Below are 20,086 nucleotides of genomic sequence, written 5' to 3'. Positions count from 1 at the left end.
CTACGCCTGATAATATCATTAAACATAGCAAACGCTACCTAGTTTTTATTTAGAAGTGCTAATATCATGTCAAAGCATAACTGTTAAAGTACTGCCACAAAGTTAACTAGTAGAGATAAAAATAGAAGTATATGGTAAAAATTTATCGAGTGCACAGTTATTACATTATTGCAATTGCGGTTATAACCTTTATGTCCGCTTCTTTTGCGGCGTATTTGTACAATATTTACTACATTCAGAAAAACACAATTGAAACTCAAAAATACTCTTTATCTTTAGCCAAATCTTTGAATGAAATAATATTAGACACCAGAAAAATATTAAGCTCTGATAATGAATTAGATATGTCATTTATTATTAAGAAACTCAACAATCAAGAGCTAGAAGCAAAATATAAGACGAACTCTATTAATGAATCTATTCAAACCTATATACAATTTAGAAACCTACTTGTAAATGATTTTAAATCCCTAATTTCACTAAAAAAACAAGATTATTTGTTACATCGAGAAATGGTAAAAAAGGCATCAAATCTATACGATGCGACATTAAGAATTACACGGGACTTTTCACTATCTTCAGGAGACAATAGCGGCAACGTGTCAAAGATAACCAAAGAACTCGCAATCAACATAGCGGATGCCAGACAAACGGACCGTGACTTTCAATTAGAAACAGATATTAAAAAGAAGATAGATCTGGTCAATTCATTCTCAAATCTCATTACTCTTGCAAATATCAATATAAATAAATTAAGTAGCATTACAGAAAATACAACTCTATTACTAATTTATTCAAAAATAGAAATTCAGTTAGACTTATATTATGGATCATTTCGGATATTCTCCGAAGTACATATTGCTTATAGAGAAGAACAACAAAATGTAGATTATTTAATCGAACGAATAGACGATTTCGTAGACTCAAATACCACACAGCAATATCTATATTTAGTTAGCCATAATAATTCAACCAAGCAGTATTTAGTTGGTCTTACATTGTTTTTTGTTGTTATTGTTGGGTTTATTGTCTTTATCTACAATGAATACCTTATATCAAAACACAACCAGAAGTTGGCATACTTTAAAAGTATACAGAAAAGCAGATTCTTGGCTCAAATGAGTCATGAAATTAGAACACCTCTGAACGGCATTATTGGCACTGTTGGATTAATGCTGGACGATAATAATTGCCGTCAATGTAATCGAACAGAACGATATATAGAAACTTTGCATACATCTTCTATTTCACTAAAAAATCATATAGACAACATTTTAGATCTTTCGAAAATCGAAGCAGGAATGATGGAAGTTAGCACAGACCAGTTCTCTCCCAATGAGTTTTTCACTCAAATAGAAAATATCACTAGGCCGTTGGTGGACAAGAAAAACTGTCAATTGATTTTTACAGGGACATCAGATTTCAATATATCGACAGACAAAACAAAATTGCGCCAAATTATACTAAATTATGTAAGCAATTCTATTAAGTATTCAGATTCTACTAAATCAAAATGCGTCATAAAAGTCGATTTTGACGTAAAGGCAATTTCTAATTCACATGCATTAGTGACCGTTGTCATTGAAGACAACGGCATAGGAATGTCTAAAGATCAGCTGTCTCATTTTGCTGAACCTTTTAGTCAGTTTGGAACGTTGCAAAACGACTCTTCAGGTTTGGGTGCTAACGTGGCGAAAAGCTATGTTCATCTTTTAGGTGGAGCGGTGTCTGTTGAATCAGAACTTAGCGTTGGTACTAAGGTCAAAATCGACTTTAAAAGTGAAGTATTCAAGCGGCTTCACTTAACGGATAATTATGAATTTGATTTACTGAAGGCGAAAATGGCCCTAAACATAATTGTTGTCGAAGACAATATCTTTAATAAGCGAATTCTGTCTAGACAATTAGAAATTTTAGGTTGCAAAGTAACTAGCTTCACCAATGGACTGGAAGCAAAAACACATCTATCAAAGGGACATCGTTACGACCTATGTATCACTGATATTCGAATGCCGATTATGGACGGTATAGAACTAACAAAATACATTCGTCAATATATCGATACTACGATGCCTATAATCGCGTTAACAGCCGATGCATTAAAACAAGACCATATTATGTTTGAAGAAATAGGAATAACGAAAGTACTGACCAAACCAATACTTCTCGAAGATTTACAGAGCACGTTGCAACTTTTTACCATCCAGTTCGTCACTGTATAAATATCGTGTCAAAAAAGGCCAAGGCCTTTATCAGCATCAAAGCCTTTATTGGTGAATCAAGAAATTTTACAAAACTCTAACAGGTGATGACATAAAGGAGACAGATTAAAAGCACAACATTTGTATCATACCTGCATCGAAAATATATTGGGGAATCACACGATGCAGCTAAGCTCAAGAATAAGCATGAACAACGCGGGTATTCCAGTACTCTCATTCAAATCTGGTCATCAACTCATTACTGAAGTAGCCCAAAAGCCAGCGGCAGCATTTTCGAACAACAATCGTAACCAGCCGTATTCTTATCATAAGTTACAGGCAAACCAACAGAATAAGATATCCTCTGTTTACCAATTCTCTGGAGACAAATTGGTAAACATCAATGACACCTATAAGGGCGCGCATTTAAACACCATCGCGTAGTTGTGTATCTTGTCAATTCGACAATCGATTAGTGGTTAACCTGTCATCCAATTTTTAGCATGAAAACGAATATGGTCTTCTATAAATGTCGCAATAAAAAAATAACTATGATCATAGCCAGACTGCATACGGAATTCTAGCGGATACTTTTCATATTCAACCGATGTAAGCAAATTTTCAGGCTTAAGTTGGGTATGCAAAAAATCATCTTTGTCACCCTGTTCAACAAGCATTGGCACGGGTGAACCGGAGAAATCACGCATCAGTTTACAGGTATCGTATTGCGCCCAATCATTACGGTTATCGCCGAGATAATTAGAGAAGGCTTTTTGTCCCCAAGGTACCTTTGTCGGATTTGTTATAGGACTAAACGCCGTCGCTGAGCTATAGCGTTCAGGATTACGCAGTGCGATCATTAATGCTCCATGTCCTCCCATTGAATGCCCACTAATCGCTCTCTTATCTGATACTGGAAAATACCGTTCAATCACATTTGGAAGTTCTTCAACCACAAAATCATACATCTGATAATGAACATTCCAAGGTGGTTGTGTCGCATTGACATAGAAACCGGCACCCAATCCGAAATCGTATGAACCATCTACGTCGTCCGGAACAGAATCGCCTCTTGGACTCGTATCCGGTGCCACTATGGCAATACCAAGCCTTGAAGCAACTTGAAAGGCCCCCGATTTCTGCATGAAGTTTTCATCCGTGCACGTTAAACCCGACAGCCAATACATAACGGGAACAGGTTTATCGTCGGTTGCGTTAGGGGGTAAAAATATTGCAAAACGAGTTTTGCTATTCAACGACTTTGATTCGAAGCAAAACTGTTTATGCCATCCACCGGCGACTTTTGATGAACTTACATTTTCTAATTCCATTTACTGTGCCTCTATCCAAGCGCCACAAAAACCGCCAAGGACGCAGATTTTCCAAGTTGACCTATTCAATAGTTAATCGGTTTAAATGCACTATGAAAAAAGGAATTATCATAATGAATCACAGGCCGAATATTTTCACCTTTGTTTATTGAGTCAAAGGCATTGTTTATCTCTGTCAATTCGATTGTGTGTAGGGCAATACGAGTATGCTTTAGTGTCGTCAATTGCCCCTGATAGTGATGATAATACTATGAAGTAACTGCCCAAACTGAAGAGTAAATAACAATAAAGGCCTTCTCTTCGTACAGCAAGTTAAGGCCTTAAAGAAAAATATCACTTTTGATATACCTATCAGTCGTCTTTATTCTGACCAATCTCTATTTTGAATGACGATACGATAACCATCAATATCTTCATACGTTTTACCAACACGTTTCCAATATGGATTCCTTGCTTCTACGAATTTGAATCCCGCTTCTATCATAGAACGACAAGCCCATTCCCACTCTCGACTATCCGGCATATAGAACACCAAATATGTATCGGCTACTTGGTGTTCTCTTGGTTCGACAGCAAGTCTGTTGGTAAATTCTAGGTGATAACTGTGATTCTTATGCCCTAGAACAATTCCATCAAACCCATCTTCATCTTCATATTTAGCTAAAACATCAAACCCTAACGCGTTTTGATACATGTCCGAAATCGCCGACAGATTGTCGGTCATTCTCGCAACTCGCAAAATTGCATCTTTCGTGATCATAATTGTCCTCCTGACGTCAACTGAAACATAATTGATCGGAGCCAAGCAATCATTGATTAAAGGTGTTAACTGTGAACACGGCTCGATTAATGAAAGATTTTATATGAAAATTGTGATTGGTATTATAAATACATAAGACATATGTCCTTTTAAATAACGAATAGCTTCAATGACAACCTACCAGTTAATTTTACATACCTTTAACACCTTGTTGTTTAGAAGTTTGTTCTTTTTTTTAATAGTAAAATAAAAAATCGTTACATGTAAATGTATTGACAATCATAAAAATCACCCTATATTTGTATGCAAACTTTACAATACATATTTGAAGTCTACCGGTTAAAGTTAATCCGCAACTCCTTAATTTCTCCATATTTACTTTATTTTTTTACTCTATCGTGAAGCTCTGACCACTAAAGCCATAAAGCAACTTATCCATGATAGATATGTCCAACCAAAATTCAATATTGTTAATATCGTTATTGTTTGCCCCATTTTTTTCCCATTCTGCGCTCTATAAGGTCACGGAAGTCACTTCTCCTACGACCAGCGTTGAGTCTTATGGTATCTCAATAGAGCCAGATAATGTCGGTACTGATTGTTTTTCCACATCTTGCTCTGACAGTGCTTATGCGCTGGCTGGAGATACGCTAAACGGTACTGAAGGGTTTTCTTATAAAGAGGAAGTACCATTTGCCATCGATAATCAGTTCTTTTACTTAGATTACGACGATTTGGAAGACTATTGTGATGAGGAATTAGGCTATTCAACGTGCGAATATTGGGCGTTTGACCATTGGTATGGAGATGTCGATAGTGGCATAGGTGGCTTAGAGAATGAGCGAGAAGCGTATTGGACAAAAGATTACCAAACCAACAACACCGCTTTTTACGACTCAAAGACCTTAGATTTTACCCCTGATCCTGGTAACAACGCCCCGTCAGCAGACACTGATGATGACGTTTACTACGATTACACCTATATCGGAGATACTGAAGATAAAGTCATCAATAAAATAATCGTCAACGATGACGGCGAAGAATATGTTATAGGCAATACCAGTAGCGGCTATTATGATTATGGTGGTTATTATGTCAGGATGTATCGACAACGTGGTTACTACTCTAATGGGTCGGTTGAAACCGTATTAGAACCAGATGCGGATACCAGTCTTACCCTTGCAGATTCGGACGATGAACAAAATATTATTGCTCAAATGGGACAAACCATGGCGTTTGACTCATTTTCTTATGACAACAAAACCTACATTGTGGGAAGTGCCTCTGTTGCCACCTTCTATTATGAAGATGATGATGAGAATAATTATAAGGATTATGATTCAGTATATACAACTGACAGTGACAACGAAGATGTCACTTCATGTTTAGATTACGCCGACCCTGCCTTATATCCCCAATGTCAGAACTTTAGCTTTGCTTCGCGGGCCTTTGTTTGGAATATTTCAGATGTTGCAGGCCCCAACACTGCAAACAATCGATTCTCCGCAGTTGATTGGGAAACAGATACCGATAGCACCTACTATGAATACAACGATGATGAAGCTTCTGCTCAAGCCAGTATACGAGCGGCATCCATTGCAAACGGCGGAACTTACGACTCATTACCTATTCTCGTCGGGTATAACACTGAAATAGACGAAGACTATGACTACTTCCTGATGCAGGCCGCCATTTTTATACCCAAATCCACAACCAGTTTTAGTGTCGCAGAGAACGCATGGTCTACCGTTTTCATCGAAGATGTCACCGTAAAAGTAGATGGTTCTTATATTCACAGCAACTCCGTTGCTACCGATATCAACAACAACCTTATTGTTATTGGGCATGCCAAAAGAGATGGTGATTACCCATCTGGGAACGTCACAGATAACCGAATGTTTATCGCGGATGCTAACGATGATGAACCAAGTGCACGTTTTTTTAACGCACAAGGTGAAACTATCTTTTTCAGTAGTGCGGGAGGCAATGCCAACGCTATCAACGACTACAACGAAATAGTCGGACAAGTAGATGCAGAAACGACTGGTGAGGTTGGAGGCGACCAACGCGACCATCGTGGATTTATTTATCCATATGATGATTCTGGAACAGATTCAACCAGATTCAATCGTTTCTCCAAACAAGCATGGTGGTTAGATGATCTCACTAATGGTGGTGACTACAGCGAAAGTAATAACCATTTTCGTATAGTAGACGCGGGAGATATTAATAACGCAGGAGTGATCTCAGCCACAGCGACCCAATGCTATGTAGATGAAAATAGTACATCTTCTATTGAATATGACTCAACCGATCATTGGGCGTTTTGTAATGAAGGCAATGGCGACGAGCGCGTTACGGCAGTTAAGCTTATTCCTATATCTGGTGCTACAAGTGATGACATCAGTGAACGAGACGACGATTCAACAACAACATCAAGAAGCGCCGGATCCATCAACTGGTTCATATTGGCACTATTGATTGTAATCATGCCGTTTAGAATGCTCACTCGGACGAAAAAAATTAAACCATTTTCAAACCTCTAAGCATCCATTTAGACCCAATGTTCTGATTGAATCACTTAAACAGTAACAATGGGTCTCATGAGGGTTGTCATCAATACGTTATTAGGTTCACTTCCAATTCTAATCGCTGCTACAATACGGCCCCTATTCCTGCAACGAAAGTAATCTCATGTACAATCTCTCTTTTTCTCTAACCGAGTTCCTTCATCAATACTGGCAAAAAAAACCCACTATCATCAAAGGTGGCTTTCAAGACTTTCAAGACCCTATCAGTCCAGAAGAGTTAGCAGGACTAACTATGGAAGAAGAGATAGATTCTAGATTTGTTTCGAATCTAAATAACGAATGGATAGCAGAACACGGTCCATTTAATGAGGAAAAATTTGAAGATCTAAACGAAAGTCATTGGTCATTTATAGTCCAAGCCGCAAATCATTGGCATGCAGACGCGGCTAAACTCGTCGAACCCTTTAAAGGTATGCCCAACTGGTTATTTGATGACTTAATGATCAGTTATTCAGTTAAGGATGGTGGAGTGGGTCCTCATATTGATCAATATGATGTATTTATCATTCAAGGTATGGGAAAACGCCATTGGCGTGTTGGAGCAAAAGATGTCGGCCAATATACAGAGAACCACCGTGCAAACGCACTTAGGCAAATAGAGTCATTCGATTCGATTATAGATGATATCTTAGAACCAGGAGATATCCTCTATATCCCGCCCGGATTCCCCCATGATGGGTATGCATTAGAACCTTCGATGAGCTACTCCGTAGGATTCCGCTCACCCAAAGAGCAAGAGTTGATCAGTAACTTCGCTGATTATGTATTAGCCCACGATATCGGCGATGTTCATCTGCACAAGCCAGAAATCACAACTCAAAATGGGTTTGGTAAGATAGCCACAACTGACTTAGATTCATTAACCGAAATGTTGCAGAATTCGCTAAACAATAAATCAACGATTGATGATTTCATGGGTTGCATGCTCAGTCAATCACGACACAATCTCAACATTGTCCCAGCAGAGCCTCTCTGGCAATTGGATGAGATCGCCGACCATTTACACTCTGGGTTCGCTTTTGAAAAGGTATCCGGTCTTCGCGCGCTTTATCACCAAAATGATGAGGGAACCATATACATCAACGGTGAAGTGTTTCAAATATCAGACGATGAGGCTCAGTTGACATCTGCGTTATGTAATCACGATACTCTCTCTATACAACAGTTGAATGGTCATTTAGATAACAATTCTGTAAGACTCATTCAATCTTTGGTAAATAAAGGTTATTGGTACGTAAAAGAACCATTAGAAATGTAAGCCAAGCAGTAATAATCTGTTGTTTCATTTGGGTACCTTGACGTTTCCTGTCAGCTAGATAATGATGTCATAGTACATTGTGACTATTAAATAACTTGCTGCCAGATTGTGCTCTACTAAACAAACATCAATGGGCAAGGATGCCGGTTGCGACGTTAAGATGGACTGACTAAAAATAAATTGGACTTTACTATGCTTTCACGGATTGGAATCGCCACTCAGGCATTGCTTGCAACCTCAATTTTTTACCTCGGTTATACCATTTACTCTTTTACCAATACGGTTTCGACCGTTGTTGACACTTACCCACAGTTGGTTAGTGAAATAAATAAAAGCGCAGAGCAACTAAAACTGGATCAGTGGTTAAAAGTAGCTGAAAGTATAGAGGTTTTGGTTCCGAAGGTACTGGTGGTAGCAGAGGCCATGAATAAAACCGTGGAGGATGTAAACCTATCTGTCCGCTCTGTTGACCAGAAAATTCCTTTGGTTTTAAAAGAAGTGGCCATTATCCGAACCCAAACCGTGCCAGAAGTAATTCAAAGAGTGGACACCGTCAACAATCAAACTATTCCAAACAGTCTATCTGAGTTGGAGAGCTACAGGACAACAGTAATTCCTGTTGTCGTCGCAGAAAGTAAAGGATATCGAACAAAAACTATTCCTGCAGTCTTGGCGGAGTCGCAGCATCTCCGTCAAGAAATTCCTGTTGTTGTCGCGAGGATTGATGAAATAGTCGACAAAAGCGAACAGCTTAGTCGCCAAGCTGCAGAAGGCGCAGTCAAAGGTGTAATAATGTCGCCGATTCAAATCATACGAGATGCTGGTAATGAGATTAATTCTAAGTTCAATTAGATGAGTTGAAGCACTCGTCAACAACTACTTTATGACTTACCTCGCCATTAATACGGTGGATTTGTTTATACAGAATCGCGACAAGTAAAACTTTACAATAAAAAAAACTGCTATATTATAATGGTCGCTCTGGCAGTCAGGGTTGTTGATGTATATGTTTAGTAAAAGTAAATCCTCAGAATATCACCTTTGCGTTATATCCTTTGTTTTTTCTTGGCTTCATCATTACATTGAATAATTTACGCTCTCAGTGCAATAGCAATTTAAAATGAATTTATTAAAGGGTAACAACATGTCAAAGACAACTGGTTCAGTAAAGTGGTTTAACGAATCTAAAGGTTTCGGTTTTATTTCTCAAGACAACGGCGGTGCAGACGTATTTGTACATTTCCGTTCAATCGTTTCTGACGGTTTCAAAACTCTTGCTGAAGGTCAAAAAGTTTCTTTTGACGTTGAAGAAGGTCAAAAAGGTCCTCAAGCTGCTAACGTTACTCCGTTATAAGTTTAGGATTCGTGCGAGCTCGGCTACCGTTGCTCGCACAATGTTAATTTTCCTCCACACTTCTTCGCTAACCCCCTTTTTACACTTCTCTTCTACGATTAACGCACGATTTAGCGTATATATTTAAAAAAACTCGGTATGTTTCGACACCAAAGTTCAATTGAACTACTCTATCCCCCCCATATAAATTGTTGACTCTTATGACCACCCACATTGACATCGAATTCTTACCCGATCCCACAATCAGTTGTTCAGATTGTAAAGCTTGCTGCTGTCGATTAGAAGTCATGATTCTTACTGATACTGGAGTCCCTGAAGAACATATAAAAGTCGATCGTTGGGGTGCAGAGACAATGCGCCAATTAGATGACGGTAAATGCTCAGCATTAGACAGAGAGACCATGATGTGTACGATTTACGAAAATCGCCCATGGGTTTGTCGTGAGTTTGAAATGGGCTCTTTTGAATGTCAGGACGAGCGCACGGAAGGCGGTATAGTCTAATTTATCTGAGCTGAACCATAAACCTTAATTAGGCATATGATAACCGTTAGATATCTTGCGAAAAAGTTACTCTACATCTGAGGCCTGCGGCTAACTTCAGTTTTTCATTATCAAGTTCAATCGTTACAGCAAAAATATTACTAGCCGCATCGATAATTGGATCTATGATCTTAATCTTACCTTCGAAGCCATCATCACTATTTGTGTAGAGTGTCACCAATGCCCCTCTTTGTAACGTGCCGTAATATTCCGCCGGTAATACCACTTCAGCAGGGTGGATGGTGTCACGACTAATTGTCCGTATTGCACCTTATCTTCGTGGTTGTAACGAACAAACTTTTCAACTTCGGCTACAGCACCAAATGAGCATATCAACGAAAAAGTGAATAGAATCCATTTCATAAGGTTTCCTTTCCTTACCAATAATTAACGCTATACGTTTTTGGGGTGACTCAAGATCAATAATTAGAGTGCATAAACAACCACTAATTCATCTCATCAATGAATTAGTGGTTTAGATTGAGAACTTAAAATAAGTCATGAAAGGACAAGTCAATATTACATTTATGACTGCGTTTCAAATAAAGTAATAGAAAATCAGAAAGTTAGCGTGCTTATATTGTTAACAACATAACAAATAATCACTAAGACCATCTATCGCTAACCCAACCATCAATACTTTGATCGTAGTGATGCCCGGCAAAGTCATGATGCGACATTAGATTTTCTTCTAAATCGGGTTGCTCAGAGAGCATATGCCCAATATGCCTAACCATAGGATCCGCGCTGTTAGATCGCTGATGCCTTTCGGCCGTATCTTTGATCAGCTGAAATCGATAGGTTTTACTGTTTCTTTTCATGCGCGGTTTCCTTATGGGTTGAGGTGATAATTAACCATAGAATGCGATACATCACGCGTCAAATCAGATGAAATGACTGCTTTTTTATAGAAAACTAGTTTATTGAGTTATTTGACAATTAACATCCGTCATATAACATTTACTAAGTTGTTCATTTTTTGAGCATTTTTAAATCCTGATCATTAATTCTGAACTACAACATTGAAAAATGGTGGATATTTATCCTGAATCTCATATTTTAGACGGTGATATTATTTTGATTTTTTTTCACAGAAACTAAAAAACGCACCGAGATAGTGCGCTTTGAATGCCGTTTACTCACTTTACGGCAAGATAAGTATCCGTCCACGATCTATGACGGCTTAGGCTAAATCTCCCAACGAATGTTGGCAACAACGGCGATCAATTCACCTTCGGTAAATAACATAAACGGAGTATCGATATATCGAAGATCAAGGCCAGCACTGGAAAAACGATGGCAAGGTATCGATACCGTCAAAAAACCTTCATTTACATCGGGCAATTGGTCAGATATATCGATGCGCGAAAGCTGCTCCATCTCACCACGGTCCATGAACACTTGTAATGCTAAGTAAACAGGCATACCAGATGCCTTCTCGACATTAATATCAAAGCAAATACTCCCGCTGTCGTTATCATAACCAGACAGGTCTTCAGCACTTCCATTACTGGTTTGCAGGTAAATGGACGCAAGGGATCGATTAAACTCGACCCGCACCGCATCTTGTTGCTGCTGATAGTTGAACGGAGAGGTACTGATATCCGTTAGCTGCATGTTGTTATTACGAGATACGTCGATTCCAATTGGATGCAATGAATCTGATATTTTCATTTGGTAATCACCAACCGTGGCTTTAACACCAAACATATGAGTTGCGTGTTCGGCAATCGTTTCTGCGTCGTTAAGTGCAATATCCAAAGGCAAGTTATCGAGATATCTCGACTGCAATTCATCGCCATAACGAAGACCATAACCATAATCAAACAACGGGGCATGCTCACCGATCGGGTCTTGCTCGTATGCGGGCACCCGATAATTTGGAATATGTGCAGGCTTTCTGTGAACACGGGTACTGCGTTTTTTGTTTGGCCAACTGAATGACAATCGACCAACAAAATCAACCTGCTTCTCATCGTCTTCGTTGGCAAGCAAAACGTCCGTGATCCCCTTGCCTTCGCTACCCGGCAAAAACGCGGCGACAAAGGCTTGCGATTTTGATATCTCTTCATTCACGTATAGCGGTCTGCCACTGAAAAAGATTGAGATAATTTTCACACCCGCTTGATATAGTTTTTGGATTATCTGCAAATCAGCTTTATAACTTCTTTTTAATGCTGCAAATTCGAGTGTCTGCCATTCCTTTATATCCCCCATCATTTCAGCATATGGGTCTTCACCAAATACGACGATAGCAACATCGCCTTTGTTGTAATTTGAGGTTAATTCAGGGTCAAACATCACTTTATCCGAACCAAGTTCTCCCTCTAAAGCCATCTTAACGGTGGTGGCACCTGGGAAGTCAGCAAGCGTATTTTCGTCCCCCTGCCATGTTAAATTCCACCCGCCCGATTGTTTTTGTAGATCATCCGCCGCACTTCCCGTTAATAAAACCTTTTGATCTCTATTTAACGGTAAAATAGCATTGTTATTTTTTAACAAAACCAGCGATTTTCGTACCGCTTCTCGTGCGACTTCTCTGTGTTCGTCTGCCCCGAGTAAGTTTTGATTTCCGGCAAAAGTCCGTTTGGTTGGCTGTGGTTTGTCCCACAACCCAGCACGCATTTTCACCCTCAAAATACGAGTAACTGCATCGTCAATTCTAGATAACGCAATTAGGCCACGGTTGACGTCTTCAACGGTTTTTTGATACACGTTCAACCAGTGCTTGTGGACGGGAATCATCAGAATATCGTTTCCAGCATTGATCGCATAACTGGCGTCATCATCCGTGCATTTACTCACTTCCGAGTGACCATGCCAATCGGTAACGACCAAACCATCGAATCCCATCTTCTCTTTTAAAACATCGGTAAGCAGATATTTACTGCCATGAATTTTAAGGTTGTATGTCCCGTCTATTTCCGGTGCTAGGTCGTAGTTGTTAGGATTGTCCCAGCTATTAAAAGAAGACATTACCACTTGCGCACCCGCATTTAATCCACTGAAATAACCCATAGCATGAATATTACGCAAAAGGTCTTCACTGTAATTATTGACCCCTCGATCAACACCAGCTAACGTACCACCATCACCCACCCAATGCTTTACGTTTGAGATAACATGCTTATCGCCTTTTAGGTCTTCCGCAGTACCTTGCAATCCTTCGACCATCTTGGCCGCGTAGTTATAAACGATCTCTGGGTCCTCCGAATACCCTTCATACACTCGACCCCAACGCAGATCTCTCGGTGTGGCAACCGTAGGAGCAAATGTCCAATCTAAGCCCGTGGCGGTAATCTCAATGGCGGTAATACGGCCAATTTTTTTGACCAACTCAGGGTCGCGTGCACAACCTAACCCAATATTATGAGGAAAGACTGTGGCACCAAATACATTATTGTGCCCATGCACTGCATCCGTTGCCCACATGAAAGGTATGCGGAAAGGGCGATCTTCAAACGCAGCTTCTACTGCAAACCAATACTCATCAGATTTGCTCGCCCAATCTAATGCTGTCGCATGTTTGTCATCGTTTGGCCAGGCTCCACCACCATTCAATATTGAACCAATTTTATAGGTCGTCGCTTCTTCGACGGAAATACCACGAATGTCCGGTTGAATCATCTGGCCAATTTTTTCTTCAAGTGTCATTGATGCCACGATTCGTCGGACCTCGGATTCGATCGCTTCATTTCTTGAAATAGTGGATTGAATCTGTGGCCAATCCGAAAAGTAAGGGGTAATAAATTCAGATGTCATGGTATTTTCCTAACAATTAACAACAACAAATAATGCCAACCTAAACACTAAACTGCTCAGCAATATGAATGTAATAAACGGACATTAATGGGCAGGTCTTTACCAAAGATAAGCCATTGCTAAGCGCTTGAGTGGTCCTCGGAATAACATTCATATCGGTCACAAAGTTATTCAGCTTAGTATTAGTCACTTTTACTCTCTTTATAGTATGACCATAACAAGTATTTTTCTGCTAATATAACGACATAAATAAGGAAAATTACGACATGAGCTTAATTTACACGCTGGACACACACTTAAAACATCCACATCTAAAATTTGCGGTTACCCATGGAAAGCATTGCCATGATTTTCCTACGCACAGCCACGATTTTTCGGAGCTCTTTATTGTCGTAAAAGGAACGGCGACGCATACGGTGGCTGATTACCATTACCCACTGTCCCAAGGAGACGTGTTCGTTATAAATGGTCAGGTGGAACATGGTTTTAGTAATGTAGATGAGTTGATATTAATTAATCTTATGTTTGAATCTCAATCGCCCCTTTTCGAGACCTCTGCGCTTAAATTACTTCCGGGTTATCAAGCGTTATTCAACATTGAACCGTTAGCACGACAAAAAGCCGACTACACAGCCAAGCTTAACCTAAGCCTTCAACAGTACACTGAGGTAGAAAAACTGGTGCTAACCATTGATGAAGAGTACCGCCAAGCACCAAACGGATTCGAAACGATGTTGAATGCCCAGCTTCAGCAACTTATCATCATTCTCGCCCGTTTCTATCAAGGTGATGACATACAAATGAATCGCTCTACCATGATATTGAGTAGAGCCTTGGTATACCTTGAAGAGCATTACCGTCGCGACGACTTAAAGACACTTCAGATCGCCGCCGCGTCATTTGTAAGCGTTCGCCAGTTAGAACGATTATTTCGCGATTATCTGCAAACATCACCAAACCAATACCTAAAAGATAAACGATTACAATATGCGTACGAAAGCTTGTTGGGCTCCCCTGACCTCTCTATTCAACAGATAGCCGACAATGCCGGGTACGCTGACAGCAATTATTTCTCTAAGTGTTTTAAGCTCAAATTTGGTCAAAACCCTAGAGATTATAGAAAGTCAGCACTTTGTTTATCCCAACAGCTTCAATAAAAAAAACATCGTGACTCACGAGTATTAAAGCCCCCTTATATTGCTTTAGTGCTAAGGCTAAACGTTGTTTTGACTCTATATCTAAATGGTTATCAGGTTCATCTAATAGCAGTAATGGTCCGTCGGCTATATGGCTTACCAACAACATAGAGAGTTTCATTTTTTCGCCGCCACTCAGGTGAGCGACTTTGCGATAAACAGAATCTCGCCGAAACCCTATACCCGCTAAAAGAATACGAGCCGTCCCTTCTACTAGACCATCACTGTGCTTCAATAAACTTTCTATTACCGACTCTGTCGGCTCCAACAATCCAAAATTTTGATCCATGTAAACCGTTTTAGCGTATCGTTTAATTTCACCGTTATAGTGACTATGTTTGCCATGAATCGCTTTCAATAACGTCGACTTGCCGCTTCCATTCGGCCCGTCCAGATGGAGTCTTTCAGTTTGAGACACGGTGAAGTTTATTTCTTTGTCTGAACCATAATCTAGCGTGCAGTTAGTCACTCTAAGCAAGGTGCGTTTTTTTAACTCTTGGGCTTGTTGCACATATAAGACCTGTGGTTTGACCGTCTCTTGCTGGGTTTCCAAAACCGCGAGCTTACTTTGGTTTCGGTCTATCTGATTTCTTTGATTTCTTAGCCCTGCAGATTGACTCTGTTCAGCTTTGTTTTTCATTGCATCCATTAAAATTTTAGGCTGGCTACCTGACTTTCTTAACTGTTTGCCTTTCGACTCACGCTGCTCTCTTTTCTCTCTGTTTGTCTGTGCTTGTCTCATCAACTTTTTCTGTTCCGATTTGAGAGCTTCTATCCGTTTGTTTAGTGCTTGATCTGCAATTCTAGATTGCTGCAGGTAATCGTCGTAATTCCCAGGAAAATAATCGATGCCGAGGCGAGTCAACTGATAGATAGCCTCCACATGATTGAGTAAAACCCTATCGTGGCTTATTAATAAAATGATACCTTCAAATTGCTTCATATGTTTGATTAACCAATCCCGTCCAATGGTATCGAGATGGTTAGTGGGCTCATCAAGTAGTAAGATTTCACAGTCAGATTCAAAAAGACGATGCAACTGTAGTAAAGCCAACTGCCCTCCACTAAGGTAACAGCAATGTGCATTTGGATCCGTTGGAATACCAAGCGATAATAGATTGGCGTTCACTCTATCTTCTATCGTCCAATCTTCTGCGACGGCGTCAAAATCCCTCTGTTCACTGCTCCCTTGCTGAATCGAATTCAAGGCTAAAAGCTGTTTCGAAACCCCCATAAACTCGGCGATAGTGAGCTGACTATCGATCAAATCAGATGGCAGTTGGGAATAATAGCCAACCTTCCCACTCGTGATAACACTTCCTTTTGTGGGTGTACGTAGTCCACTTAATAGAGCGAACAATACTGATTTCCCGACACCATTGCGTCCGACCAAACCAGCGATTTTTTCGTTAATATTAAGGTTGAGATCGTTGAACAACCATTCCCCCGTATCGAGCTGGAAAGATAATTGGTGTGTCATAATGGTAGATTTACTTGCAGGCATAAAAACCTCCGTTTACTGAATATGTAAAGGGGGTGACCAATCTACATCTGTAGATTAGAAAAACGCGAGCTTGGTTATTTTTCTCACGACGGCAATAAACAAATCTAAAGATGAAGAAGAGTGTTTGCAGTAGTGCAAGAATAGAGATGACGAAAAGCAACGCCCACTAACCCCGAGTGTCCAAATAAATAATGGTAAATTGGATATCAGGTATTAGTTGTTCATTATGGCGTTAGCTCCAGTAGAAGTGATGTGGTGATTATACCGACCAATAAATCACCATTTCAACTAGAATTTTCAACCGAAGTTAACATTCTTACCATCACCTGTAGGAACGATGAGATTATTAGTCGCAAATTAAAGTTGTATAGTCGGCCAAACCTATTCAAACTATGTAGCCAGTAATACTGGTCACATTATGTACGTGATCAAAATGAAATTAATTCCGTAAACCGCATTAAAGGCAGAAAAATGTTAGAAGAACAACAAAATAACCCACTACATGGCCTCAAACTAGAAGAGATGGTTAAAGAACTAGTTGATTTTTATGGATGGGACATATTAGATACGGCGATGCGGTTTAACTGTTTTCATACCAACCCGTCCGTCGCGAGCAGTGTAAAATATCTGCGAAAATCGGAATGGGCGAGAGAGAAGCTAGAGGCATTCTACCTAAATCGATTTAAAAGAATGCCACGACCAACGGAAGAAGAAAGAGAAATACCGCCTCGTATGCGCACCTACGCTGCCGATATAACACCAAGAGAACCGATGAAACTCACTGTCGAATCTATATTGGACTCTCAAGCTAAAGCGGCGTCTTCGTACAAAGCCAAAAAGGCGGCCGGGAAAAATATGCGTCGATAGGCCCAATAAAATACGGCCAAGCTGTCAACACAACTCAGTGAGTTTGCAAATTTGAGTGATCGAAGCTTCACATTGATGAGGCTTCGCTTCTTTATTAAACCAAATAGCCTTTATGCCCAACGATTGAGCTGGAAGAATATCATTTTCTAAGGTGTCCCCCACCATCGTGACTTGTTCAGCGGACAGATTTAATTGATTCAGTACCGCTAAGAAGAATTCAGGTGATCCTTTTCCTACGCCTAAATTTGCTTTGCAAAAATAACCGGTAATATATTCCGCCAATCCCACCCGCTCAAAGGCGAGTCGGATGTCTTTTTCAGACGACTCGGCGGCATTGGTCGCAACATATATACGATGCCGTTGTGAAAGGCACTTCAATGTTTCTAGTGCACCCTCAACCGCTTGTACATGTGGCCAATCGCACATCTTCCCAGAGGTGCGCGGATAATCAATCATAAGGGTGTCACCCCAATCAAACAGATACGTTTTCATCTTCATTTCCTATCAAAACTTTAGATTCTTACTTAAAGAACGATAGACATAAATGTGCTATTGGGGTCGGATTGATAATTAGAAAAAGGCTCGCAGGGTGTAAAACCATACTTTATGTATAGCTTTCGTGCTGGTTTAAAAAATGCCATTGAACCAGTCTCTAAACTCAGCGACTCATAACCTCTTTTTTTCGCCACAACCAAAATATGCTCAAGTAACGTGGAGGCGACGCCAGTGTTACGCGCATGAGAATGAGTGCGCATGGACTTGAGCTCTGCATTGGCCGTTGAAAGCTCTTTAATGGCAACGCAACCGAGTAATTGCCCGCCTTCTCTTGCGCTAAAAAACGTAATGGAAGGTGCTTTTAAAGCCGGTACATCTAGGGCATGTACGCTCTCTGCAGGCGATGTCGCAAGCATATCTTGCATATGCTCTTGTAAAAGTTGGAGAACGTCACCGCTTTCCAAGTTATCTATTTTGATGTCCATATCAATAAAACCCTATTGTAAAATCCATGTCATGCTTGAACCACAATAATTACATATCTAGCGTCAAAAACCATCGCTATTTGTTTGTTACCAAAATAATTCACCTTCCAAAAACACCATCAGTGGTACACTACGATGGTGTACATCCTGTTAAATAGCGAACGATGAAAGAGTGTAATTCATGTGGTAAATGTTGTATCAAATACGGAGATGGCGACATTTGGGCGACAAAAGATGAAATTGACCTATGGGAAATATTTAACCCCAACATTTTCGAATACGTTAAGAACGACGAAATTTGGTTCGATCCTGAATCTGGTATTAGGCTTAAACGATGCCCTTTTCTTGAAATTGTACCCAATAAAAACGCGCTCGCGCCAAAAAAGTATACATGCAGTATTTATCTAGACAGACCTGAAGATTGCCGTCATTACCCTAGCCTTATTTCTGAAATGATTAGGGATGAATGCGAAATGATTGAAGTTGTAGACTTGGAGAAACCGAAACAAGCACAAATAAAACTCGATTTATTGATGCAAGATAGTCGTCCCCCAAGCTACTGATAGAATGATGTTAGTGTGGCAATATCTTTATTATTGATATTCAATTTCTTTTTCAATGTAATCAGAATCGCTAAACCACTGCACTTTGCCAACGTATAGACCTTCGCTTAGTTTTGCATCTATTTGTGCAGCAATTCGAGCGGTCATCTTAAGCCAACCGTCTATGTTGTCTAACCCATCAAGCAACTCACCTACAATGGCTTGTGCCTCTGAGTCTAGTTGCAAGTTAATATAGTTCATTCTTACTCATCCAATCCGACACATAATCCAAACCACCAACAATCGCCGCAACTTGGGCCCTATTGCAATCGTCGTTTGTCACCTTATCACTATCAGGATACACCTCGGTTGTCGTGGTAAACCTGCCATTTGTAATACCACCACACAAACCAAGCTGTTTCATCGAGTAGTTAATCACGCCATTTTGAGTGATAGGTGACCCAATGATATTCCCCTCACTATCCGCGTCGGCTATATGAGTGACAAGCCTCACTGATTCGATAACGGCGCGTTGAAAACCAGATTGCGGATTCTCAGTATCCCCTACCGTGTAGAATCCATCTGGAATATTACACGGGATAAACTCAACACCATCTCTTGCGGCTAACGCTCTACGGAATTCCGTTTCGTCGCTGTCCGTCGTCTCATGAAGATCAAAATGCACGACTATCGAGTCCTTGTATTTTTCGACAAGCTTTAGAAGGTTTGCTGATTCTGGCGCGGGACTCTCCGGGTAAAACGAGCGATTAGGGTCAATAGCCAATGCGTTCCAGCGATTAATGACTTCATAACCCCACGGGCTAACGCATGGCACCGCAAGGATGTTAAAATTATCCTGATAGCGGTGCGCTTCCGTTTCCAAAAATAATAACGCGCCTTGTACACCGCTCGTTTCATAGCCATGAACACCACCCGTAATCAATACGGTTGGTTTACTTGGGTCCCAGTTAAGGCTTTTTAATACATAAAGTGGAAAAGTTTTTTCGTCATTTTTCAATAGGCCATATTGCAATAAACCATATTGATCGACCAGAAAACGACTGGCTAAAGCAACAATTTTGGTGACCACTTCATCTTGATAGCTTCTCTTCGTACTAGTTTGCTTAAGCCACTCTGCTTTTTCTGACTCGCCCCATTTTTGGTTTTTTTTACCAATGGGATAAAATTCGTTCATTAT

General features: G+C 40.2%; 22 protein-coding genes. 10 read left to right on the top strand and 12 right to left on the bottom strand.

Annotated elements, in window-relative coordinates; all coding sequences use genetic code 11:
* The first annotated feature begins 131 nt into the window (after positions 1-131).
* Both AACW90_RS10120 and AACW90_RS10115 read left to right on the top strand, forming a co-directional pair.
* Positions 132-2,222 carry a hybrid sensor histidine kinase/response regulator gene (locus AACW90_RS10120; protein ID WP_390233842.1) on the top strand — a complete coding sequence of 697 codons (2,091 nt, stop codon included), beginning with the start codon at positions 132-134 and terminating at the stop codon, positions 2,220-2,222.
* Between the two features lie 162 nt (positions 2,223-2,384).
* Positions 2,385-2,645, top strand: a complete 261-nt coding sequence (locus AACW90_RS10115; protein ID WP_390233839.1) for a hypothetical protein — start codon at positions 2,385-2,387, stop codon at positions 2,643-2,645.
* A 35-nt stretch (positions 2,646-2,680) separates the two neighbouring features.
* Here the strand turns inward: AACW90_RS10115 and fghA are convergent, their stop codons facing one another.
* Positions 2,681-3,532, bottom strand: a complete 852-nt coding sequence (gene fghA, locus AACW90_RS10110; RefSeq protein WP_390233836.1) for an S-formylglutathione hydrolase — start codon at positions 3,530-3,532, stop codon at positions 2,681-2,683.
* A 361-nt stretch (positions 3,533-3,893) separates the two neighbouring features.
* Complete coding sequence (locus tag AACW90_RS10105; protein ID WP_390233834.1) at positions 3,894-4,292, bottom strand: VOC family protein; 399 nt, start codon at positions 4,290-4,292, stop codon at positions 3,894-3,896.
* A 437-nt stretch (positions 4,293-4,729) separates the two neighbouring features.
* Here AACW90_RS10105 and AACW90_RS10100 point away from each other — a divergent pair, with 437 nt between their 5' ends.
* From AACW90_RS10100 to AACW90_RS10080, 5 genes are all read left to right on the top strand, one after another.
* Positions 4,730-6,838 (top strand): DUF3466 family protein, encoded by a 2,109-nt coding sequence (locus tag AACW90_RS10100; RefSeq protein WP_390233832.1) that lies wholly within the window; start codon positions 4,730-4,732, stop codon positions 6,836-6,838.
* 148 nt (positions 6,839-6,986) lie between these two features.
* Complete coding sequence (locus AACW90_RS10095; protein ID WP_390233829.1) at positions 6,987-8,141, top strand: ribosomal protein uL16 3-hydroxylase; 1,155 nt, start codon at positions 6,987-6,989, stop codon at positions 8,139-8,141.
* 192 nt (positions 8,142-8,333) lie between these two features.
* Positions 8,334-8,993: a hypothetical protein gene (locus AACW90_RS10090; RefSeq protein ID WP_390233827.1), complete on the top strand. Its 660-nt coding sequence runs from the start codon at positions 8,334-8,336 to the stop codon at positions 8,991-8,993.
* Positions 8,994-9,285: 292 nt separating this feature from the next.
* A complete protein-coding gene (gene cspE / locus AACW90_RS10085; protein ID WP_195705240.1) occupies positions 9,286-9,495 on the top strand; it encodes a transcription antiterminator/RNA stability regulator CspE in 210 nt (69 codons plus the stop codon).
* Positions 9,496-9,695: 200 nt separating this feature from the next.
* Positions 9,696-9,998 carry a YkgJ family cysteine cluster protein gene (locus tag AACW90_RS10080; RefSeq protein WP_195705241.1) on the top strand — a complete coding sequence of 101 codons (303 nt, stop codon included), beginning with the start codon at positions 9,696-9,698 and terminating at the stop codon, positions 9,996-9,998.
* A gap of 46 nt (positions 9,999-10,044) precedes the next feature.
* Here AACW90_RS10080 and AACW90_RS10075 read toward each other — a convergent pair whose 3' ends face one another.
* The 5 genes from AACW90_RS10075 to AACW90_RS10055 all read right to left on the bottom strand — a co-directional run bounded on the left by AACW90_RS10075 (position 10,045) and on the right by AACW90_RS10055 (position 13,989).
* Entirely contained in the window at positions 10,045-10,215 is a 171-nt protein-coding gene (locus tag AACW90_RS10075) for a hypothetical protein (RefSeq protein ID WP_502226691.1), read from the bottom strand.
* Positions 10,212-10,400 carry a hypothetical protein gene (locus AACW90_RS10070; protein ID WP_390234363.1) on the bottom strand — a complete coding sequence of 63 codons (189 nt, stop codon included), beginning with the start codon at positions 10,398-10,400 and terminating at the stop codon, positions 10,212-10,214. The genes AACW90_RS10075 and AACW90_RS10070 overlap by 4 nt, the downstream gene beginning before the upstream one ends.
* Positions 10,401-10,642: 242 nt before the next feature.
* A complete protein-coding gene (locus AACW90_RS10065; protein WP_390233819.1) occupies positions 10,643-10,858 on the bottom strand; it encodes a hypothetical protein in 216 nt (71 codons plus the stop codon).
* Between the two features lie 367 nt (positions 10,859-11,225).
* Positions 11,226-13,799 (bottom strand): glycoside hydrolase family 3 protein, encoded by a 2,574-nt coding sequence (locus AACW90_RS10060; RefSeq protein ID WP_390233817.1) that lies wholly within the window; start codon positions 13,797-13,799, stop codon positions 11,226-11,228.
* Between the two features lie 40 nt (positions 13,800-13,839).
* Positions 13,840-13,989 carry a hypothetical protein gene (locus AACW90_RS10055; protein WP_390233816.1) on the bottom strand — a complete coding sequence of 50 codons (150 nt, stop codon included), beginning with the start codon at positions 13,987-13,989 and terminating at the stop codon, positions 13,840-13,842.
* 76 nt (positions 13,990-14,065) lie between these two features.
* Between AACW90_RS10055 and AACW90_RS10050 the strand changes: the two genes are divergently transcribed.
* Complete coding sequence (locus AACW90_RS10050; protein WP_390233814.1) at positions 14,066-14,956, top strand: helix-turn-helix domain-containing protein; 891 nt, start codon at positions 14,066-14,068, stop codon at positions 14,954-14,956.
* Here the strand turns inward: AACW90_RS10050 and AACW90_RS10045 are convergent.
* Complete coding sequence (locus tag AACW90_RS10045; RefSeq protein WP_390233812.1) at positions 14,907-16,499, bottom strand: ABC-F family ATP-binding cassette domain-containing protein; 1,593 nt, start codon at positions 16,497-16,499, stop codon at positions 14,907-14,909. The two genes, AACW90_RS10050 and AACW90_RS10045, sit on opposite strands and share 50 nt — an antisense overlap.
* A 471-nt stretch (positions 16,500-16,970) precedes the next feature.
* On the opposite strand from AACW90_RS10045, the gene AACW90_RS10040 reads away from it, so the two are divergent.
* Entirely contained in the window at positions 16,971-17,366 is a 396-nt protein-coding gene (locus AACW90_RS10040) for a VF530 family protein (RefSeq protein WP_275137422.1), read from the top strand.
* Positions 17,367-17,390: 24 nt separating this feature from the next.
* On the opposite strand, the gene AACW90_RS10035 is transcribed toward AACW90_RS10040, so the two are convergent.
* Together AACW90_RS10035 and AACW90_RS10030 are read right to left on the bottom strand one after the other, a co-directional pair.
* On the bottom strand, positions 17,391-17,858 hold the full coding sequence (locus AACW90_RS10035) for an HAD family hydrolase (protein ID WP_390233810.1): 468 nt from the start codon (positions 17,856-17,858) through the stop codon (positions 17,391-17,393).
* Positions 17,859-17,890: 32 nt separating this feature from the next.
* Positions 17,891-18,346, bottom strand: a complete 456-nt coding sequence (locus AACW90_RS10030) for a GNAT family N-acetyltransferase (protein WP_390233808.1) — start codon at positions 18,344-18,346, stop codon at positions 17,891-17,893.
* A 164-nt stretch (positions 18,347-18,510) separates the two neighbouring features.
* Here AACW90_RS10030 and AACW90_RS10025 point away from each other — a divergent pair, with 164 nt between their 5' ends.
* Positions 18,511-18,909, top strand: coding sequence for a YkgJ family cysteine cluster protein (locus tag AACW90_RS10025; RefSeq protein ID WP_390233805.1), 399 nt, complete (start codon positions 18,511-18,513; stop codon positions 18,907-18,909).
* A gap of 30 nt (positions 18,910-18,939) precedes the next feature.
* Here the strand turns inward: AACW90_RS10025 and AACW90_RS10020 are convergent, their stop codons facing one another.
* Positions 18,940-19,149: a hypothetical protein gene (locus AACW90_RS10020; RefSeq protein WP_348000056.1), complete on the bottom strand. Its 210-nt coding sequence runs from the start codon at positions 19,147-19,149 to the stop codon at positions 18,940-18,942.
* Entirely contained in the window at positions 19,136-20,083 is a 948-nt protein-coding gene (locus AACW90_RS10015; RefSeq protein ID WP_390233802.1) for a M14 family metallopeptidase, read from the bottom strand. The genes AACW90_RS10020 and AACW90_RS10015 overlap by 14 nt, the downstream gene beginning before the upstream one ends.
* Positions 20,084-20,086: the final 3 nt, after the last annotated feature.

Origin of the sequence: Vibrio frigidus (assembly GCF_042465995.1) — a bacterium.
GTDB lineage: Bacteria > Pseudomonadota > Gammaproteobacteria > Enterobacterales > Vibrionaceae > Vibrio.
This window is presented reverse-complemented; position numbering and strand designations above follow the sequence as displayed.

What these genes read in the sequence shown, in the direction of transcription:
- AACW90_RS10035 (WP_390233810.1), bottom strand. Translation starts at nt 17,858, where the DNA reads ATGAAAACGTATCTGTTTGATTGGGGTGACACCCTTATGATTGATTAT.
- AACW90_RS10060 (WP_390233817.1), bottom strand. Translation starts at nt 13,799, where the DNA reads ATGACATCTGAATTTATTACCCCTTACTTTTCGGATTGGCCACAGATT.
- fghA (WP_390233836.1), bottom strand. Translation starts at nt 3,532, where the DNA reads ATGGAATTAGAAAATGTAAGTTCATCAAAAGTCGCCGGTGGATGGCAT.
- AACW90_RS10015 (WP_390233802.1), bottom strand. Translation starts at nt 20,083, where the DNA reads ATGAACGAATTTTATCCCATTGGTAAAAAAAACCAAAAATGGGGCGAG.
- AACW90_RS10120 (WP_390233842.1), top strand. Translation starts at nt 132, where the DNA reads ATGGTAAAAATTTATCGAGTGCACAGTTATTACATTATTGCAATTGCG.
- AACW90_RS10045 (WP_390233812.1), bottom strand. Translation starts at nt 16,499, where the DNA reads ATGCCTGCAAGTAAATCTACCATTATGACACACCAATTATCTTTCCAG.
- AACW90_RS10070 (WP_390234363.1), bottom strand. Translation starts at nt 10,400, where the DNA reads ATGAAATGGATTCTATTCACTTTTTCGTTGATATGCTCATTTGGTGCT.
- AACW90_RS10030 (WP_390233808.1), bottom strand. Translation starts at nt 18,346, where the DNA reads ATGGACATCAAAATAGATAACTTGGAAAGCGGTGACGTTCTCCAACTT.
- AACW90_RS10105 (WP_390233834.1), bottom strand. Translation starts at nt 4,292, where the DNA reads ATGATCACGAAAGATGCAATTTTGCGAGTTGCGAGAATGACCGACAAT.
- AACW90_RS10100 (WP_390233832.1), top strand. Translation starts at nt 4,730, where the DNA reads ATGATAGATATGTCCAACCAAAATTCAATATTGTTAATATCGTTATTG.
- cspE (WP_195705240.1), top strand. Translation starts at nt 9,286, where the DNA reads ATGTCAAAGACAACTGGTTCAGTAAAGTGGTTTAACGAATCTAAAGGT.
- AACW90_RS10090 (WP_390233827.1), top strand. Translation starts at nt 8,334, where the DNA reads ATGCTTTCACGGATTGGAATCGCCACTCAGGCATTGCTTGCAACCTCA.
- AACW90_RS10115 (WP_390233839.1), top strand. Translation starts at nt 2,385, where the DNA reads ATGCAGCTAAGCTCAAGAATAAGCATGAACAACGCGGGTATTCCAGTA.
- AACW90_RS10040 (WP_275137422.1), top strand. Translation starts at nt 16,971, where the DNA reads ATGTTAGAAGAACAACAAAATAACCCACTACATGGCCTCAAACTAGAA.
- AACW90_RS10065 (WP_390233819.1), bottom strand. Translation starts at nt 10,858, where the DNA reads ATGAAAAGAAACAGTAAAACCTATCGATTTCAGCTGATCAAAGATACG.
- AACW90_RS10095 (WP_390233829.1), top strand. Translation starts at nt 6,987, where the DNA reads ATGTACAATCTCTCTTTTTCTCTAACCGAGTTCCTTCATCAATACTGG.
- AACW90_RS10025 (WP_390233805.1), top strand. Translation starts at nt 18,511, where the DNA reads ATGAAAGAGTGTAATTCATGTGGTAAATGTTGTATCAAATACGGAGAT.
- AACW90_RS10080 (WP_195705241.1), top strand. Translation starts at nt 9,696, where the DNA reads ATGACCACCCACATTGACATCGAATTCTTACCCGATCCCACAATCAGT.
- AACW90_RS10050 (WP_390233814.1), top strand. Translation starts at nt 14,066, where the DNA reads ATGAGCTTAATTTACACGCTGGACACACACTTAAAACATCCACATCTA.
- AACW90_RS10020 (WP_348000056.1), bottom strand. Translation starts at nt 19,149, where the DNA reads ATGAACTATATTAACTTGCAACTAGACTCAGAGGCACAAGCCATTGTA.